The sequence below is a fragment of the Brenneria uluponensis genome (genome assembly GCF_032395385.1).
Lineage (GTDB): Bacteria > Pseudomonadota > Gammaproteobacteria > Enterobacterales > Enterobacteriaceae > Prodigiosinella > Prodigiosinella aquatilis.
Map to the genome: position 1 here is coordinate 1,191,567 of NZ_CP135917.1, position 18,630 is coordinate 1,210,196.

An 18,630-nucleotide genomic window follows, 5' to 3' on the forward strand; every position below is an offset into this window, starting at 1 on the left:
CCTGAATTTAGTTATTCAGGTCTTTTGCTTGTAAAAGTAGCGATTAATGCTCAATAAAGTTCCATGCAAAAGCGCATTGATTCAAAAGTGAGCAAACGAATTTTTTTTTGCAATTACCCCTTGTCAGGCCAGGAGAAGTGCCTATAATGCGCCTCCACTGACCCGGCGCTGGTGAACAACACAACGCAGAGTCAGGCCGGGAAAAACGAATTATTCGTTGACTCTGCAAGAGGATGGCGTAGTATACGCGACCTCACGTCAGCGGCAGTGCCGCGGCGAACGCTCTTTAACAATATAATCAGACAATCTGTGTGGGCACTCACAGGACCCTATCGTAATCAATACGAAAAGACTTGAAGAGTGACTGACAGTAAATTCATTACGAATAAACAGTTATAAATTCTTTGAGCATCGCTTCTTCGGAAGCATATCAAACAAATCTTAAATTGAAGAGTTTGATCATGGCTCAGATTGAACGCTGGCGGCAGGCCTAACACATGCAAGTCGAGCGGCAGCGGGGGGAAGCTTGCTTCCCCGCCGGCGAGCGGCGGACGGGTGAGTAATGTCTGGGGATCTGCCTGATGGAGGGGGATAACTACTGGAAACGGTAGCTAATACCGCATGACGTCGCAAGACCAAAGTGGGGGACCTTCGGGCCTCACGCCATTGGATGAACCCAGATGGGATTAGCTGGTAGGTGAGGTAATGGCTCACCTAGGCGACGATCTCTAGCTGGTCTGAGAGGATGACCAGCCACACTGGAACTGAGACACGGTCCAGACTCCTACGGGAGGCAGCAGTGGGGAATATTGCACAATGGGGGAAACCCTGATGCAGCCATGCCGCGTGTATGAAGAAGGCCTTCGGGTTGTAAAGTACTTTCAGCGGGGAGGAAGGGGAGCGCTTTAATAGAGTGTTTCATTGACGTTACCCGCAGAAGAAGCACCGGCTAACTCCGTGCCAGCAGCCGCGGTAATACGGAGGGTGCAAGCGTTAATCGGAATGACTGGGCGTAAAGCGCACGCAGGCGGTCTGTTAAGTTGGATGTGAAATCCCCGGGCTTAACCTGGGAACTGCATTCAAAACTGACAGACTAGAGTCTCGTAGAGGGGGGTAGAATTCCAGGTGTAGCGGTGAAATGCGTAGAGATCTGGAGGAATACCGGTGGCGAAGGCGGCCCCCTGGACGAAGACTGACGCTCAGGTGCGAAAGCGTGGGGAGCAAACAGGATTAGATACCCTGGTAGTCCACGCTGTAAACGATGTCGACTTGAAGGTTGTGGCCTTGAGCCGTGGCTTTCGGAGCTAACGCGTTAAGTCGACCGCCTGGGGAGTACGGCCGCAAGGTTAAAACTCAAATGAATTGACGGGGGCCCGCACAAGCGGTGGAGCATGTGGTTTAATTCGATGCAACGCGAAGAACCTTACCTACTCTTGACATCCTCAGAAGAGACTGGAGACAGACTTGTGCCTTCGGGAACTGAGAGACAGGTGCTGCATGGCTGTCGTCAGCTCGTGTTGTGAAATGTTGGGTTAAGTCCCGCAACGAGCGCAACCCTTATCCTTTGTTGCCAGCGCGTAATGGCGGGAACTCAAGGGAGACTGCCGGTGATAAACCGGAGGAAGGTGGGGATGACGTCAAGTCATCATGGCCCTTACGAGTAGGGCTACACACGTGCTACAATGGCGCATACAAAGAGAAGCGAACTCGCGAGGGCAAGCGGACCTCATAAAGTGCGTCGTAGTCCGGATTGGAGTCTGCAACTCGACTCCATGAAGTCGGAATCGCTAGTAATCGTAGATCAGAATGCTACGGTGAATACGTTCCCGGGCCTTGTACACACCGCCCGTCACACCATGGGAGTGGGTTGCAAAAGAAGTAGGTAGCTTAACCTTCGGGAGGGCGCTTACCACTTTGTGATTCATGACTGGGGTGAAGTCGTAACAAGGTAACCGTAGGGGAACCTGCGGTTGGATCACCTCCTTACCAAAGATAGCCGTTGTGTGAAGTGCTCACACAGATTGTCTGATGAAAACAGAGCGCGCGTCAGCGAAGCCGACATGATGTGTCCCCTTCGTCTAGAGGCCTAGGACACCGCCCTTTCACGGCGGTAACAGGGGTTCGAATCCCCTAGGGGACGCCAAAAATGACAGTGGGTGAAAGGCACGGTCGACGATAACCTAAAGCTGATTAGCGATAGTCAGGTTTATGTTATTTGCTCTTTAACAATCTGGAACAAGCTGAAAATTGAAACGATACAGCGAAACCTGCCTTGATGGCGGGAGTTGGCTGTATCAGAGTCTCTCAAATAATCGCATCCCGGATATTCCGAATCGATGAATGAGCGAGCCCGATGAAGACAAGGCGTACCGCACGGAGGAAGCGCAGTGGACGTGATGTCCATGAGCATACCGAGTACGGCACAACGCAGTATTCATGAGGCGCAGCCATTCAGAAAAGAAGAAACACCTTCGGGTTGTGAGGTTAAGCGACTAAGCGTACACGGTGGATGCCTAGGCAGTCAGAGGCGATGAAGGGCGTGCTAATCTGCGAAAAGCGTCGGCAAGGTGATATGAACCGTTATACCCGACGATACCCGAATGGGGAAACCCAGTGTGTTTCGACACACTATCATGTCATGAATCCATAGTGACATGAGGCGAACCGGGGGAACTGAAACATCTCAGTACCCCGAGGAAAAGAAATCAACCGAGATTCCCCCAGTAGCGGCGAGCGAACGGGGAAGAGCCCAGAACCAGAATCAGTTTGTGCATCAGTGGAAGCGTCTGGAAAGTCGCACGGTACAGGGTGATAGTCCCGTACACAAAGATGCGCTTGCTGTGAGTTCGACGAGTAGGGCGGGACACGAGATATCCTGTCTGAAGATGGGGGGACCATCCTCCAAGGCTAAATACTCCTGACTGACCGATAGTGAACCAGTACCGTGAGGGAAAGGCGAAAAGAACCCCGGCGAGGGGAGTGAAACAGAACCTGAAACCGTGTACGTACAAGCAGTGGGAGCCCCACCACCAAAGCATTCTCTGGTGATGAAGGCACCGCAACAGCAGCATCGCGGTGGCGGCGCGTCTTTTGCGACGCCCAACACACAAGACAAGCGGTGAGTGCTTTGGGGTGGGGTGACTGCGTACCTTTTGTATAATGGGTCAGCGACTTATATTTTGTAGCAAGGTTAACCGAATAGGGGAGCCGCAGGGAAACCGAGTCTTAACTGGGCGTCAAGTTGCAAGGTATAGACCCGAAACCCGGTGATCTAGCCATGGGCAGGTTGAAGGTTGGGTAACACTAACTGGAGGACCGAACCGACTAATGTTGAAAAATTAGCGGATGACTTGTGGCTGGGGGTGAAAGGCCAATCAAACCGGGAGATAGCTGGTTCTCCCCGAAAGCTATTTAGGTAGCGCCTCGTGAAGTCATCTTCGGGGGTAGAGCACTGTTTCGACTAGGGGGCCATCCCGGCTTACCAACTCGATGCAAACTACGAATACCGAAGAATGTTATCACGGGAGACACACGGCGGGTGCTAACGTCCGTCGTGAAGAGGGAAACAACCCAGACCGCCAGCTAAGGTCCCAAAGTCATGGTTAAGTGGGAAACGATGTGGGAAGGCCCAGACAGCCAGGATGTTGGCTTAGAAGCAGCCATCATTTAAAGAAAGCGTAATAGCTCACTGGTCGAGTCGGCCTGCGCGGAAGATGTAACGGGGCTAAACCATGCACCGAAGCTGCGGCAGCGGACATATCACTTAAGACAATTATGCGAAAACCGATTGACGGAGCGCCGCGACGTCAAAGCGTTCATTACGTCGAGTTGACTTAAGGATATGTCCGTTGGGTAGGGGAGCGTTCTGTAAGCCGTTGAAGGTGGTCTGTGAGGATTGCTGGAGGTATCAGAAGTGCGAATGCTGACATAAGTAACGATAATGCGGGTGAAAAACCCGCACGCCGGAAGACCAAGGGTTCCTGTCCAACGTTAATCGGGGCAGGGTGAGTCGACCCCTAAGGCGAGGCCGAAAGGCGTAGTCGATGGGAAACAGGTTAATATTCCTGTACTGGGTGTTACTGCGAAGGGGGGACGGAGAAGGCTATGTTGGCCGGGCGACGGTTGTCCCGGTTTAAGCGTGTAGGTGGGTGCTCCAGGCAAATCCGGAGCGCTGTCAACGCCGAGGCGTGATGACGAGGCACTACGGTGTCGAAGTGACAAATGCCACGCTTCCAGGAAAAGCCCCTAAGCTCCAGGTAACATCGAATCGTACCCCAAACCGACACAGGTGGTCAGGTAGAGAATACTCAGGCGCTTGAGAGAACTCGGGTGAAGGAACTAGGCAAAATGGTGCCGTAACTTCGGGAGAAGGCACGCTGTGCGAGGTGAAGTCCCTTGCGGATGGAGCGTTGCGCAGTCGCAGATACCAGCTGGCTGCAACTGTTTACTAAAAACACAGCACTGTGCAAACACGAAAGTGGACGTATACGGTGTGACGCCTGCCCGGTGCCGGAAGGTTAATTGATGGGGTAAGCCGCAAGGCGAAGCTCTTGATCGAAGCCCCGGTAAACGGCGGCCGTAACTATAACGGTCCTAAGGTAGCGAAATTCCTTGTCGGGTAAGTTCCGACCTGCACGAATGGCGTAATGATGGCCAGGCTGTCTCCACCCGAGACTCAGTGAAATTGAACTCGCTGTGAAGATGCAGTGTACCCGCGGCAAGACGGAAAGACCCCGTGAACCTTTACTATAGCTTGACACTGAACCTTGAGCCTTGATGTGTAGGATAGGTGGGAGGCTTTGAAGCGTGGACGCCAGTCTGCGTGGAGCCAACCTTGAAATACCACCCTTTAATGTTTGATGTTCTAACGTGGGCCCGTGAACCGGGTTGCGGACAGTGTCTGGTGGGTAGTTTGACTGGGGCGGTCTCCTCCCAAAGAGTAACGGAGGAGTACGAAGGTTAGCTAATCCTGGTCGGACATCAGGAGGTTAGTGCAAAGGCATAAGCTAGCTTGACTGCGAGAGTGACGGCTCGAGCAGGTGCGAAAGCAGGTCTTAGTGATCCGGTGGTTCTGAATGGAAGGGCCATCGCTCAACGGATAAAAGGTACTCCGGGGATAACAGGCTGATACCGCCCAAGAGTTCATATCGACGGCGGTGTTTGGCACCTCGATGTCGGCTCATCACATCCTGGGGCTGAAGTAGGTCCCAAGGGTATGGCTGTTCGCCATTTAAAGTGGTACGCGAGCTGGGTTTAGAACGTCGTGAGACAGTTCGGTCCCTATCTGCCGTGGGCGTTGGAAGATTGAGGGGGGTTGCTCCTAGTACGAGAGGACCGGAGTGAACGCACCACTGGTGTACGGGTTGTGATGCCAATTGCATTGCCCGGTAGCTACGTGCGGAAGAGATAACCGCTGAAAGCATCTAAGCGGGAAACTTGCCCCGAGATGAGTCTTCCCTGGGCCTTAAAGGCCCCTGAAGGGACGTTTAAGACGAAGACGTTGATAGGCTGGGTGTGTAAGCGCAGTGATGCGTTGAGCTGACCAGTACTAATGACCCGAGAGGCTTAACCTTACAACACCGAAGGTGTTTTGGAAGAGAGACGATATATTTTCAGTGATGTTCCGAGATTGGTTCTGATGGTTACACGGAAGTGTGACGGTCGGGATGAAACAGAATTTGCCTGGCGGCGATAGCGCGGTGGTCCCACCTGACCCCATGCCGAACTCAGCAGTGAAACGCCGTAGCGCCGATGGTAGTGTGGGGTCTCCCCATGTGAGAGTAGGGAACTGCCAGGCATCAAACACGTGCTAGCAGAGATATCTGATAGCCAACAGAATTACGGAAGTAGTTCTGAGCATGGAAAGTGAGCCCTGATGAGGGGTAAGTATCAGGATGATACATCGTAGCAGAATCGGTGGAGCGGTAGTTCAGTTGGTTAGAATACCTGCCTGTCACGCAGGGGGTCGCGGGTTCGAGTCCCGTCCGTTCCGCCACTTATCTATTCCGAGATGTATTTATACTTCTCAGAATGAAAGAACCGTATAGCCGTCATAGGTATACGGTTTTTTTTCGTTTCTATAATACCCTCAGCACATATTGAGGTGTCAGGTGCAAAATGACCCCAGTGACCTATGTACTGGAAAGATAAATTGCATAGGCCATTTTCTGTTTTATAGCTGATAAAAGGTTGCGGGTACAGAATATTACACCACTCCTGTCGTTTGGTTTTTTTACGATAATCAAGGGGTGAATGATGAGCGGAACACACAACCTGCTTTCTGCCGTCGCAGTACAAAAAGCAAGACCCGCCGATAAGGATTACGATCTGACTGATGGTCATGGACTGACACTTTCCATCAGGACTACTGGTAAGAAAATCTGGTATTTTCGTTACCAGCGCCCCAATTCCGCAACGCGTACCAACATTACACTGGGCATTATATCCTGCCATGACGCTGGCTGCTGCCGTGCGTGCCCTTCACGATGAATGTATCGCGCTGTTGATTAAAGGTATCGATCCCAAAAAACAGGAGCAGGACGAGGCTGAGCAGGAAAAAAGAGCCAAAGACAGCCTGTTCGTTAATGTAGCAACGAGGTGGTTCGCCATTAAAAAAACCAGTGGTATTTCCGAAGTTCATACCGGTGATATCTGGCATTCACTGGAGCGGGATGTTTTTCCGGTTATAGGACAGATAGCTGTGGCAGACCTGAAAGTGCCGGGCTTGAACCGGTATCCGTGGCTACGGGTACCGTCCTCCCCACTCTCGGCAGGGGAAGCAGCGCAGCCCACTCCTGTTGCAGCCGCTGTTCTGGCGGAACACCGGTCGTGCCATGATTGCGGGCGTTAGCCACGGTAATAAGCCATGGCCCAATGCGGCTGTTGGCTGAGTCGACATCAAGCAGCAGACCGGCCTGTTTAAACGTGGTGGCCAGCGGAACGACAAAACTATGCTTCAGATAGCGGTTGAATCGTTCAACTTTGCCCTTGGTCTTTGCGCGATAAGGCCTGCACACCCGGGGAGTAAAACCGTACTTTTCGGCGAGAGCCAGTAATGGCGGGTTCCACCGGTGACGGCCATCGCCATAAACGTCACGTTCAAGAATAATGGTCTTGGCATTATCAAACAGGAGATGTCTCGGTGTTCCGCCAAAGGCCAAAAGCGCCTGTTCAATACCGTCACACCATGCCGCCGTATCCTGGCGGGGATAAAAACGTACAAAGGTTGCCCGACTCCACACCATGTGTGATGACTACCTTGGTCAGGTGATGGACAAGCTGAAAGCGCTGGGTCTGTGGGAAAACACAATGTTTATCGTCTGTACCGACCACGGTTTCCTACTCGGTGAGCATCAGTGGTGGGGCAAGAACATCATGCCGGTGTACAACGAAATCGCTAACACGCCGTTCTTTATCCGCGATCCACGTTGTAAATCCGAAGGCGTTCGCCGCAGCGCGCTGGCACAGACTGTCGATATTCCGGCGACTCTGCTGGAGTATTTCGATGTTCCACGTCCGCCATCCATGACCGGTAAACCGCTGCGTCCGGCGGTGGAAAATGACACCCCGGTACGTGATTATGCGATGTTTGGCTACTTTGGCGACCACATCAATATCACCGACGGCGACTATGCCTATATGCGTTGTCCGCGGGAGGAAATGAAGGGGAATCTGTATGAATACACCCTGATGCCGACCCGGATCGACAGTATGTTCAAAGCGAGTGAACTGCAGAACATCAGCATCCATCCCGGCTTTGATTTCACACAGGGCGCGCAGGTCATGCAAATCCCTGCAACCTTCGGGTATCTGAATCCGTGGCGGTTCGGAGATAAACTCTTCGACCTCAAAGCCGATCCGCAGCAGATGCGTCCTCTTCACGACAGCGAACGTGTGTTTCAGTATGCACAGGCGATGACCAGGATGATGCGGTTGCATGATGCACCACCGGAACTCTACGCCCGTTTCGAACTGGACACCCTGTCACCAGAGCGGGAGCAGGCCTTTGCTGAGCGCTGGGCCAGACACACCCTTTGGACAGAGAAAGAGTATCGCTGTGAGCATCATGGCGTGGAAGAGGCGTTACGCTTTGTCATCAGTGCAGCCAGGGAACAGGGCTTATCTCAGGAAGAGCTTCTGAAGCATTTCCCGGTCGGACATTTACTGGTAGAAATGGACATCTTCACCCTGATTGACGCCTGTTTTACCGGAGACCGGCATAAGGCGCTGGTTTATCAGACCCGATTGTTACTGAGGACAGAGTGACCATGAGCGTCTGGCAGCTTGAAAACGATCGCTATCTGGTCGCAGTGAACGCGACAGGCGCTGAACTATCCAGTATCCGCGATAAATTTGCTGGCCGTGAATGGCTGTAGCAACCGCAGCCAGGCGTCTGGAATAACTCGGCCACCCAGCTGTTTCCGGTGGTCGGGGCGCTTGTCCATGAAGGAGTCCGTGTTGACGGACAGTTCCTGCCGCTACCAGCACACGGCTTTTTGCGAGGTCAGACGTTTACCTGCATTGAGCAGAGTGTTAAGCACCTGGTGCTGGAAGCCCGGTCCACACCTGAAACTCTGGGCCTATGGCCATGGTGCTGGCGGGTTCAGTTACAACTCGCGCTGCATGAAAACGGGTTCAGTGTGACACAACATGTCTTTAATGATGACCGCCAGCCGTTCTGGTATTCCATTGGCTGGCACCCAGGGTTCGCACTGCCAGTGGCCAGCGAAACGGGCTGGCATGTGACGTTTGATGAAAAGGCTGTCAGGGGGCCCTTTACGACCCGTAACAGAACGCTGATAACGGAAGGTCAGACTCAGACAATTACGTCCTTTCCGCTGACAGGGGCATCATTCCGTGATGGTGCCATTTACTTCGGAGACTGCCAGCAGCAACAGATCAGGGTCTGCTCACCTGACGGAACAGCCGTTATGACGCTTGAAACGGCTGAACACGACTGGATGGCACTCTGGGGCGTTCCCGGTGCTGACCTGCTCTGTATCGAGCCGCTCGCCGGGACGACCGATGCGCCTGATTTTGACGGAAATGCAGAGAATAAGCGCGGAATACGACAGCTTGCGCCGGGTCAGAGCCAGGCATTCAACGTAAGACTGCGCTTTGCGGTGGACGCATGCGCAGGGGATTGACAGAATACCCGTTATTTTTCATGTAAAAGGGTCAGGTGCTGCAATGAGCGTGAACCGCGAAAATGTGCGAGTGTATATTAGTAATGTACTGGGCGGACTCGGTGAAACGGACCAACATATTGCCGGGTTTATTCTGGAGCAGCCTGCGGCAGTGGCGCAGATGCCGGTGCGTAAACTGGCCGAAGCCATGTCGGTCAGCGAAGCGACTATCGTGCGCTTTTGCAAAAAAATTGGTTATACCGGACTGCTTGAGCTGAAAGCGGCCCTCAAACGCGAGTTGCTGGACGATCGCGAACAACTGCTGCCATCTTCCCCGGATATCTTCCTGGATGATACTCGCAACGATGTGGCGCAGAAGATTGCCATGACGGTGGAAACCACCCTGAATGAGACTATCGGCCTGCTGGACATGACAGTGGTCAAGCCGGTGGTCAAAAGGTTTCTGACAGCCAACCGTGTTCTGTTCGTAGGTTTTGGAGCCTCAGGTCTTTCTGCAATGGAGGCTCTGTCAACGCCACGATCTTTGACCGTTATTTGCCATTTTCATGCCCGCTAGATGCTTTCTTTACTGATGCTGTCCGCTTTCCGCCATTTCATCGTCACTGATTGGCGTGGCGTTTTTGGTCAGCACTCCAGCTTTACGTTTTTCCTTCAACCTATAGCTTTCTCCTTTGATATTCAGCGTGGTTGAGTGATGCAGCAGCCGATCCAGGATCGCCGTAGCCAGCACGTTATCTCCAAACATCTCTCCCCAGTCTGCGAAGCCTTTATTTGACGTCAGGATGATGCTCGCTTTTTCATATCGACGGTTCAGTAGCCGGAAGAACAGGCCGGCTTCCTCTCTGGTCATTGGCAGATAGCCTATTTCATCCAGGATCAGCACCCGGACATAACTCAGTTGCTGTAACTGGCGCTCCAGCCGGTTTTCCAGTTTCGCTTTCATCAGCGTCGCGATCAGTCTGTCCAGTGGCATGAACAGTACCCGATGCCCTGCATCCGCCGCTTTCACGCCGAGAGCAACGGCCAGATGGGTTTTCCCGACACCTGGAGGACCCAGCAGGATTACATTCTCGCAGCGCTCCACGAACGCCAGACCGGCCAGCTCCCGGACAACCTTACGATCGATGCCCGGCTGGAAGGTGAAGTCGAACTGCTCCAGCGTTTTGACCCATGGCAGACGCGCCTGCTTCAGTCGGGACTCCATGCCGCGCTGATGTCTGCCGTTCCACTCCTGCTGCAGCGCCATGCACAGGAACTCCCGGTAGTTCAGCTCTTTTTTAGCCGCCTGCTCCAGCAGGCTTTCAACGTGATAGCTCAGGTGCTCCATTTTCAGGCGACTCAGCAGCGCTTCAAGTTCATGCATCACAGCAACTCCTCATAAGCACTCAGTGGGCGATGTTCTACCATGCTGACCTGCTGCCAGAGCGGGGCGTGGTGTTCCGGCACAGTCTGCCAGCCAGACGATGCTGAACAGAGTCGGTGTGACGCCACCTGTTGCTCATTGCTGTAGATCCGCAACTCATCATCCAGTGAGATCCGTATTGAGACCGGCTGTCCACACAAGGTTTCAGGAACACTGTAACGATTGCCGCCAACCTCGATATAACTGTCCCAGGACACATGGCGGATGTCGAAGTAGCTGGTATCGAAGTCTGTATCCGGCAACGGCTGCAGATGCTCCTGTTCCAGCGCGAAGCGCTGTTCCGGTGTTTCTTTGAACTGGCGAAGCTCCCGTTTATCAGCAACATCCGCCATCCACTGCTCCAGTTGCTGGTTAACATGAGCGAAGCTGTCGAACGTGCGGTACCGGACGAAGAAGTTCTCCTTGAGATACTTCACCATCCGCTCTACTTTTCCTTTGGTTCTGGCCCTGCGTGGGCGGCAGGCCCGTGGCAGGAAGTCATAGTGATCGGCCAGCAAGAGGAACCCGGAGTTGAACACCACTTTTCCGTTGTTATTTTTCAGCACCGCTGCCTTCTGGTTATCAACCAGCACAGTTTTCACACTGCCATCGAAGTAGCGGAAGGCGCGAACCAGCGACTCATAGGTGTGTTCAGCATCCTGCTTTGGCGCGGCGAAGACATGGAAGCGTCGGGAGAACCCCAGCGTATTAACCGCGAAGTTAACTTTACACCGTAGCCCGGCAACCTCCAGCTCGACTTCGCCCCAGTCGTGCTGGAGCTGATATCCCGGCTGGGTTTCGAAGCGAACCGTTCTTTTTGATGGGCGCATTTTACGTTTGGGCTGGATGTAGTAACGCAGCATGGAACGCCCGCCGGTATAGCCCATTGCCTTAATTTCCGCGAGGATGACCTCGCTATTCCAGACATTCTCGGCCAGGCGCATGTCAATGTAGTCCATAAACGGTTTCAGCTTAACCATTTTGTGGCGAGTCTTTCTGGCTGGCGGTTCAGGGTATTTGAGGTAGCGTCTGACAGTTCGTTCAGAGCAACCCACCTGAGTCGCAATATCGACAATGTACGCACCCTGCTGGCGCATTTGCTTTATCATGTAAAAGTCCTCTCTGCTCAGCATGTTGATGTCCTTTCTGGTGTGAGAACCTAAAGGAAACAACATGTAGGGTGGAGCGGACAATACTAATGGTGAATTACCGTCTTATATCACTGGCGCTAACAGCTCGCGACAAAATGAACCGTCAGGGCATCGATTCGGAAGCCTACACCGACCGTTTTACCATGACGCTGAAACTCACTAACCTCAAATCCGAAGACCTGGTGGTCGCGTTTTCTCACTCTGGCGAAACACCGGAAGTGGTGAATGCTTTCCGGCTGGCCAAAAAAGCGGGGGCGCAGTGTCTGGCCATAACGCACAGCCCGCAGTCACCGCTGACTGAGCTGGCGGACACCTGGTTGCTGACCAGCGGCAGCGCTGGCCCCTACCAGGGCGACTCGATTGCCACCCGTATGTCACAGCTGTTCATGATTGAGTTTTTGTGCACAGAAATCACCCGCCACAACCTGCGCGACAGCGCATCGACCGGACTGTCCATTAAAGAATTACTGATAAAAGAAAGGATTAAACGTGAGTCTACAGGATAACAGTCAGTCAACACGCCCAAAGGGTAAGTGGTGGCTTGCCGGCAAAACCCCCGATTACCGTTTTACGCTCGCCAATGAACGTACATTTTTTGCCTGGATCCGTACTGCTCTGGCGCTGATGGCGGGCGCTGTCGGCATAGAGCAGTTCTCTCCCCAATTATCTTCTGCTGAACTGCGTATCGGCATCTCAACGCTACTCCTGGTAGCTGCATCAGCCATGGGATTTATGGCATGGCGACGCTGGCGCCGGAATGAATATGCCATGCGTCTTGAAAACAATTTACCCTACACCCGCACGCTTGTCATTCTGGCGGCGCTTATGATTTTTCTCGCAATATTACTGGGAGTGTTACTGTGGCAGGGAAGACCATAATGAAAAGAGATCCGGGCCTGCAACCGGAGCGTACGCACCTGTCCTGGCGCAGAACTGGCTGGTCGATGCTTGTGCCGGTTTGCTGTGCCTGCGGGGCTGGAGTTATACCGGAATGCGTTATACTCGCTTGTTGGGATGTTGTTGCTGAGTGGCTCCATTGCGATGTTTTGTGGTATTGCTAAACAACGGCATAACTTTGTATCACTGATTATTGTGGTTACTCCGCCATGACGCTGGCTGCCGTGCGTACCCTTCACGATGAATATAAGAGAGCACCCACGCGTTACAAGCCTCACGGGAATGCATGTATTTTATGTTTTTATATAGAAGCTATTTTTGTTATGAAGAGATAGTAGTGACTGAAATGCCAGTGATGATGGAGTGAAAACCGAGCGATTAAACACAAGCAAGTAGATTCCTGTTTGCAGAACAATTTCAAAATGGTTTATAACGCTGCCAGAAGCGATAACAGATGGTGATTAATTTTATTATTTATCAAATAGATGATGGTTCTGGTTTCCATCCGTTTCGCCAAATTTACCAAAACACTGGGTATTAAGGGAGTGTTAGAAATTCCGTGTCATTCCAGTAATATATCATCAAAAAGGAATGACAAATGTCCCAACCCTTTGATTTCGACAAAGCCCTGAAAGCGCTACAGTCCGGTCAGTCACTGACCGGCAAAGATGGCATCTTAACCCCGTTAATCAAACAGTTAACTGAAGCAGCCCTGTCTGCGGAACTTGACTCCCATTTGGCTTCAGATGTGGAAGCCAACCGTAAAAACGGCTCTGGTAAAAAAACCATTAAAGCCCCGACCGGCAGCTTCGAACTGACGACTCCGCGCGATCGTAATGGCACTTTTGAGCCTCAACTGGTGAAAAAGCATCAGACCACACTGTCCGATGAGATCGAGCGCAAAATCATTCGTCTGTTTGCGCTGGGGATGAGTTACCAGGATATCAGCCGGGAGATTGAAGATTTATACGCATTCAGCGTGTCTACCGCCACCATCAGTGCCGTCACCGATAAAGTCATTCCTGAGTTAAAACAGTGGCAACAGCGCCCGCTGGAGAAAGTTTATCCTTTCGTCTGGCTGGACGCCATTCACTATAAAATCCGCGAGGATGGCCGTTACCAGAGCAAAGCCGTTTACACTGTGCTGGCGCTGAATCTGGAAGGCAAAAAAGAAGTTCTGGGTCTGTATCTGTCGGAAAGCGAAGGGGCAAACTTCTGGCTATCTGTATTAAGCGATCTGCAAAACCGTGGCGTTGAAGACATCCTGATAGCCTGCGTGGACGGGCTGACTGGGTTCCCGGAGGCGATAAACAGCATTTATCCGCAGACAGAGGTGCAGTTGTGCGTTATTCACCAGATACGCAACTCGATTAAATACGTGGCCTCAAAGCACCATAAAGCCTTCATGGCCGACCTGAAGCCGGTGTATCGTGCGGTGTCAAAAGAAGCCGCAGAAACGGCACTGGATGAGCTGGAGGCCAAATGGGGTCAGCAATATCCGGTGGTGCTCCAGTCATGGCGGCGCAAGTGGGAAAACCTGTCAGCGTACTTCCGCTACCCGGCTAACATACGCAAAGTGATCTACACAACCAACGCGATAGAATCGGTGCACCGTCAGTTCAGGAAACTGACCAAAACCAAAGGCGCTTTTCCGAATGAAAACAGCCTGTTGAAACTGCTTTATCTGGGACTGATGAATGCACAGGAGAAATGGACAATGCCGATCCAGAGCTGGAATTTGACATTGTCGCAGTTAGCCATTTATTTTGAAGGGCGACTGAATAGTGTGATAACGCTATAGAGTTTTTAACGTGACACAGAATTCTGAACGCTCTCGGTATTAACGCAGGTTTTTTTTGTATATACCCAATAAACCTCAAGATGCAGATTTCAGTACCTGAAAACGGTCATTAATTCGGGACGTCAGAGAACCCGCCATGTCCGGTAGCGTATCGCTGAAAAATTCAGATATTGCATCCCTGAACTCCCTGCTACTGCTGAAGTAGCGATTATTCCGGGCATGTTCGTTCATTAATTTCCACATTCGTTCTATCGGATTCAGGTTCGGACTGTACGGCGGGAGATAATGAAGTTTTATATTTACCACCTCCGCCCACTCTTTCACTAACTGTGAACGGTGATAACCTGCACCATCCAGAATAACATGAACTTTCTGGCCATAATCAGGATAAACCTTACGTATCTCATTGAAAAAACGAGATACATTGTATTCATTAATCGTTTTATATTCGCAGATTAGCGGGTGTTCCGGGGCCTTCAGATTCAGCGCCCCCATGATGTTCAGCCGTGTACGACTTCCCGTTGTTTTTACCGCTTTTCTCTGGCCTTTGCGTATCCAGCCATAACTGATTTTAGTGGCCTGAGTAGGATGGACAGCATCAATAAAAAGAACCGGTTCATCACCCGCAGTTGCTTTCAGTTCCTCATAATATTCAATGAATTGTTTTTGTTTCTCTTCACTAAATTTATGGGGAACACCTGACGGTTTTTTGTAGGTAAAGCCGTTACGGTGCAGCCACTTATTCATTCCCGGAACGCTGAAAACGATGTTCCATGTCCGGGCGACAAACGCGACAATATCACGGGTCTGATGAAATACGTTATCAGATAACTGGCTGATTAAAGAGGCTGTTTTTTCAGCACTGAGTTTACTGTCTGAACCGCCATTCTCTGGTTTCAGTTTCCCTTTATTCAGAAACTCGCTGATATGATGGTCAACGGTGGTCTGATGCAGCCGCAAAGCCTGAGCGATCATGGCCGAACTCCAGCCTTCGGAAGCCAGAAGAATGGCTTTAATACGATCGCAAACACGTTTATCACGACTGGAATCGTGAAGGCGCTCAAGTTCAGCTTTTTGTTGGTCAGTGATGAATATTTTCATGGTGAACAGCATGATCTTCTGTTGCCTGAAAATCAAGCATCTTCAATGATCAGGGGTATATAATGACTACAATGTTTTCCTTTTCCCCTTGGTCTCGGTTTATTCACCAGATCTTTTCTCTTCTTCTGATTGTCTACCGTAACCATTTATCCTACATTTTTCATTCTATTGATTTGGCGCGTTGAAAGTCAGCCATAAAGTCCCTATAACTGAGTTGTACCTTATTCAATAAAGAAAATATGAAAGCAGGCAATACGTGCGAAAAAAAACTTATGCGATGAGATACGTTGCGGGGCAGCCAGCAGAGCGGATTTTCCAGCCAGTGGCTATGCAGTCTATGAAACAATCTTCATCCTCTGGTTTATTGCTGCCAGAAAAAGATATCCTGCGCGTTATGGTATGGAATATTTTTAAACAGCAACGTATGGATTGGCTATCAGTGCTGCAGGGTTTTGGTAGTAATACGCAGCTTATGTTGTTACAGGAAGCTCAAAGTACACCAGAGCTTATCCGTTTTGCGACCACCAATTATCTGTCTGCTGATCAAGTCCCTGCGTTTGCACTTCCTCAATATCCATCCGGTGTTATGACATTGTCGGCTGTTCAGCCAATGTACTGTTGTCCATTGCGTGAACGTGAACCATTGCTTCGCTTATCTAAATCGGCGTTAGTAACGGTTTACTCACTACATGGTGGGTATAAATTGATGGTGGTGAATATCCATGCGATAAATTTTAGTTTTGGGGTGGAAATCTATAGCAAACAATTAGAGGCGATTGGTGACCAACTGGGTTGTCACAACGGACCTGTAATTATGGCTGGCGATTTTAATACCTGGAGTCAGCCAAGGATGAATGCATTGTACCGATTCGCTACGCGGATGGGATTGATGGAAGTGTGTTTTTCTGATGACTATCGACGCCGGTCATTTGGGCGTCCTTTGGACTTTGTTTTCTTCCGTGATTTGGATGTGGCTGCTTCATCGGTATTGGTGACTAAAGCTTCGGATCACAATCCTTTGTTGGTTGAGTTTGTATTGGTTTGAATTGTGGTGATGAAAAAAGACCACCAAAGGTGGTAATGCCAGTCAGTTAATCAACTGACTGGCTGTTTTTATTAACTTTGTGATATTTCCAGAGCCTTTTCTTTACCACCCTTGGGAAGGCCGCATCGTTGTCCGGCGTACGCCAGACAACACCATCGACAACCAGCAGGGTCAAGACCGTACCAGTGGGGATGTGCTGTGGCACCGAGCCACAATTGCGCGGTTTGTGTGAACACACGGCGAACGGCCTCGTTCCCCAGTCGCTGACGGACCTGAATAACGGCACTGGGCAGGCGAAGGGACGGTTGCCCGGCAGCATGTGATATCCAGCCGGTTAACGATTTGATAGAGGGGGTCTTTGCGTTCCAGCACCATGCCGACGATGCACCAGACCATTATCTCCAACGGCAGACGACGCTTGCACCGGATTCAGTGAGACAACGGGCAATCAATTCCGGATCAAGAAAATCACCGAGAAAGGTCAGAGGGGACGGGTAGCGTCGTAGCAGGAAACAAGGTCGAGAGCCTGAGCAATGCGCATAAAAAAATCCGAAAACAAGGAACGTTTCCGGATTCTCACACAGCCATTGGATCGTTCAACTTATCCTTAATTGATCGTCGTTACACCAAAGATGGTCTTTTGTGGCAACCAAGTATCAGGAGTCTGGTGATGATTTGTTGCTGACATAAAGTGTCAGTCGATCACCGGGTTGAAGATTGGTGTTTTTATTAATGACTGTGTTCCAGCGCATAACATCTGCAATATCTACGCCATGGCGTTTAGCAATACTGGTAAGCGAGTCACCTTTGCGAACACGATAGACGATAGAACGATTTTTACTTGCCTCAGAAACTTTGGCAATCTGCAACGTTTGGCCTGCCTTTAGCATACTTCCGCGTAAATCATTCCAGTTTCGCAGATCTTTCGTACTGACATTCAATCTTTTAGCGATGGTGGATAAGGTATCGCCTGAGCGAACTTTATACTCTACATCGCGGATTGCCTGAGCGACCTGTGCCGGTTGCATTGCCGAAATATCATTTTCAGCCAGTGAGTCTTTCAACTGCTCGGCATGAGACTTTGGTACCATAATGTAATGCGGACCGTTAGGTGCAGTGACATTTTTCCTGTACCCCGCATTATAAGTTTTCAGCTTGCTTACGGACAGCCCTGCCAATTCGGCAGCTTGTGTCAGTTCCATCTGTTGGCCCAAATCCACCCGTGCTAATGCTCGGTTTTCATTGGCTTTAGGCAGAGTAACACCATACTTTTTACTGTGTTTAAATATGTCGCTCAAGGCCAACATCTTTGGAATATATATGGACGTTTCACGAGGTAACGCTAACGCCCAGTAGTCTGTTGGAAGACCTTTCGCTTTATTTCTCTTTATCGCCTGCATAACACGGCCTTCGCCACTGTTATAAGCGGCGATGGTTAACAACCAATCACCGTCAAACATGCGGTTCAGGCGCTGCATCATGTCTAAGGCAGCGGTTGTGGATGCGACAACATCACGACGTCCGTCATACCACTGGTTTTGTTTCAAACCATAATTACGTCCCGTGCCAGGAATAATCTGCCATAGTCCTACAGCATTGGCAGAAGATCTGGCATTTGGGTTAAAAGCGCTCTCCACTATGGGTAGTAGTACCAGTTCCATCGGCATATTACGTTCTTTAATCTGCCCGACTATCCAGTACATGTACGGCTCTGCCCGTAATGTTACATCGTGGAGATAGCTCTTATTCTTTAAGTAACGCCTTTTTTGCTCGCGGATCCGGGCATTATCCGGAACCTTCATCTTCAGCTCGGTACTAATGAAGTTCCACAAATCTTTTTGCGCCAAGGTGTTATCATCCAACCATAGCGCTTGGGTCTCTCGACCATCTGTGTATTGTCCTGCTTCATCTTGACTTGCTGAAGACAAACTCTGTCCATGCTGTTTGGGTTGCGATGTGTCATAAGACGTACCCTGGCAACCCGCCAACAAGACTGAGGCGATGATTATCGCTTTAGCCTTCATATGTGTGTCAATAGTTGTCTAAAAGATAGGCGATCATACTTTGATTGGTCGTCCAGCACAATA

General features: G+C 50.9%; 14 protein-coding genes, 2 tRNA genes, 3 rRNA genes and 2 pseudogenes. 15 read left to right on the forward strand and 6 right to left on the reverse strand.

All coding sequences use genetic code 11. The annotated features are described in order from the left end of the window. Window positions 1–443: 443 nt before the first annotated feature. From RS889_RS05440 to RS889_RS23745, 7 genes are all read left to right on the forward strand, one after another. Window positions 444–1,986, forward strand: a 16S ribosomal RNA gene (locus tag RS889_RS05440). Between the two features lie 81 nt (window positions 1,987–2,067). Further along, a tRNA-Glu gene (locus RS889_RS05445) sits at window positions 2,068–2,143 on the forward strand. Between the two features lie 339 nt (window positions 2,144–2,482). Then, window positions 2,483–5,573, forward strand: a 23S ribosomal RNA gene (locus tag RS889_RS05450). 108 nt (window positions 5,574–5,681) lie between these two features. Then, a 5S ribosomal RNA gene (gene rrf, locus RS889_RS05455) occupies window positions 5,682–5,797 on the forward strand. Together the 16S, 23S and 5S rRNA genes with 2 tRNA genes alongside form the textbook arrangement of a ribosomal RNA operon. 121 nt (window positions 5,798–5,918) lie before the next feature. After that, a tRNA-Asp gene (locus RS889_RS05460) sits at window positions 5,919–5,995 on the forward strand. 257 nt (window positions 5,996–6,252) lie between these two features. Next, window positions 6,253–6,489: an integrase arm-type DNA-binding domain-containing protein gene (locus RS889_RS05465; RefSeq protein WP_315709710.1), complete on the forward strand. Its 237-nt coding sequence runs from the start codon at window positions 6,253–6,255 to the stop codon at window positions 6,487–6,489. Beyond that, on the forward strand, window positions 6,452–6,850 hold the full coding sequence (locus RS889_RS23745; RefSeq protein WP_425475113.1) for a phage integrase central domain-containing protein: 399 nt from the start codon (window positions 6,452–6,454) through the stop codon (window positions 6,848–6,850). Before RS889_RS05465 ends, RS889_RS23745 begins: the two co-directional genes overlap by 38 nt. On the opposite strand, the pseudogene istA (RS889_RS05470) reads toward RS889_RS23745, so the two are convergent. Next, window positions 6,747–7,238 (reverse strand): annotated as a pseudogene (gene istA / locus RS889_RS05470) (IS21 family transposase); the annotation flags it as partial. The gene RS889_RS23745 and the pseudogene istA (RS889_RS05470) sit on opposite strands and share 104 nt — an antisense overlap. A 4-nt stretch (window positions 7,239–7,242) precedes the next feature. Between istA (RS889_RS05470) and RS889_RS05475 the strand changes: the two are divergent. From RS889_RS05475 to RS889_RS05485, 3 genes are all read left to right on the forward strand, one after another. Then, the gene (locus RS889_RS05475) at window positions 7,243–8,265 is read left to right on the forward strand and encodes a sulfatase/phosphatase domain-containing protein (RefSeq protein ID WP_315709711.1); all 1,023 of its coding nucleotides are present in this window, start codon (window positions 7,243–7,245) and stop codon (window positions 8,263–8,265) included. A gap of 158 nt (window positions 8,266–8,423) precedes the next feature. After that, the gene (locus RS889_RS05480) at window positions 8,424–9,146 is read left to right on the forward strand and encodes an aldose epimerase family protein (protein ID WP_315709712.1); all 723 of its coding nucleotides are present in this window, start codon (window positions 8,424–8,426) and stop codon (window positions 9,144–9,146) included. Between the two features lie 43 nt (window positions 9,147–9,189). Continuing rightward, window positions 9,190–9,702 (forward strand): MurR/RpiR family transcriptional regulator, encoded by a 513-nt coding sequence (locus RS889_RS05485; protein WP_315709713.1) that lies wholly within the window; start codon window positions 9,190–9,192, stop codon window positions 9,700–9,702. A 9-nt stretch (window positions 9,703–9,711) separates the two neighbouring features. Here RS889_RS05485 and istB read toward each other — a convergent pair whose 3' ends face one another. Both istB and istA (RS889_RS05495) read right to left on the reverse strand, forming a co-directional pair. After that, entirely contained in the window at window positions 9,712–10,509 is a 798-nt protein-coding gene (gene istB / locus RS889_RS05490; protein WP_315707434.1) for an IS21-like element helper ATPase IstB, read from the reverse strand. Next, on the reverse strand, window positions 10,509–11,681 hold the full coding sequence (gene istA, locus RS889_RS05495) for an IS21 family transposase (protein ID WP_315707433.1): 1,173 nt from the start codon (window positions 11,679–11,681) through the stop codon (window positions 10,509–10,511). Before istA (RS889_RS05495) ends, istB begins: the two co-directional genes overlap by 1 nt. Window positions 11,682–11,746: 65 nt before the next feature. Between istA (RS889_RS05495) and RS889_RS05500 the strand changes: the two genes are divergently transcribed. The 4 genes from RS889_RS05500 to RS889_RS05510 all read left to right on the forward strand — a co-directional run bounded on the left by RS889_RS05500 (window position 11,747) and on the right by RS889_RS05510 (window position 14,397). Continuing rightward, window positions 11,747–12,205: a MurR/RpiR family transcriptional regulator gene (locus RS889_RS05500; RefSeq protein WP_315709714.1), complete on the forward strand. Its 459-nt coding sequence runs from the start codon at window positions 11,747–11,749 to the stop codon at window positions 12,203–12,205. Then, window positions 12,189–12,578, forward strand: a complete 390-nt coding sequence (locus RS889_RS05505) for a YidH family protein (RefSeq protein WP_315709715.1) — start codon at window positions 12,189–12,191, stop codon at window positions 12,576–12,578. Before RS889_RS05500 ends, RS889_RS05505 begins: the two co-directional genes overlap by 17 nt. Further along, complete coding sequence (locus tag RS889_RS23750; protein WP_425475114.1) at window positions 12,578–12,760, forward strand: DUF202 domain-containing protein; 183 nt, start codon at window positions 12,578–12,580, stop codon at window positions 12,758–12,760. Before RS889_RS05505 ends, RS889_RS23750 begins: the two co-directional genes overlap by 1 nt. A gap of 434 nt (window positions 12,761–13,194) precedes the next feature. Further along, window positions 13,195–14,397 (forward strand): IS256 family transposase, encoded by a 1,203-nt coding sequence (locus RS889_RS05510; protein ID WP_315707929.1) that lies wholly within the window; start codon window positions 13,195–13,197, stop codon window positions 14,395–14,397. A 75-nt stretch (window positions 14,398–14,472) separates the two neighbouring features. Here the strand turns inward: RS889_RS05510 and RS889_RS05515 are convergent, their stop codons facing one another. After that, the gene (locus RS889_RS05515; protein ID WP_315710871.1) at window positions 14,473–15,498 is read right to left on the reverse strand and encodes an IS630 family transposase; all 1,026 of its coding nucleotides are present in this window, start codon (window positions 15,496–15,498) and stop codon (window positions 14,473–14,475) included. Between the two features lie 256 nt (window positions 15,499–15,754). Between RS889_RS05515 and RS889_RS05520 the strand changes: the two genes are divergently transcribed. Continuing rightward, window positions 15,755–16,543, forward strand: a complete 789-nt coding sequence (locus RS889_RS05520) for an endonuclease/exonuclease/phosphatase family protein (RefSeq protein WP_021017015.1) — start codon at window positions 15,755–15,757, stop codon at window positions 16,541–16,543. A gap of 109 nt (window positions 16,544–16,652) precedes the next feature. On the opposite strand, the pseudogene RS889_RS05525 reads toward RS889_RS05520, so the two are convergent. Together RS889_RS05525 and mltD are read right to left on the reverse strand one after the other, a co-directional pair. Continuing rightward, window positions 16,653–17,102, reverse strand: a pseudogene (locus RS889_RS05525) (transposase domain-containing protein); the annotation flags it as partial. A gap of 97 nt (window positions 17,103–17,199) precedes the next feature. Further along, the gene (gene mltD / locus RS889_RS05530) at window positions 17,200–18,567 is read right to left on the reverse strand and encodes a murein transglycosylase D (RefSeq protein WP_315709717.1); all 1,368 of its coding nucleotides are present in this window, start codon (window positions 18,565–18,567) and stop codon (window positions 17,200–17,202) included. Window positions 18,568–18,630: the final 63 nt, after the last annotated feature.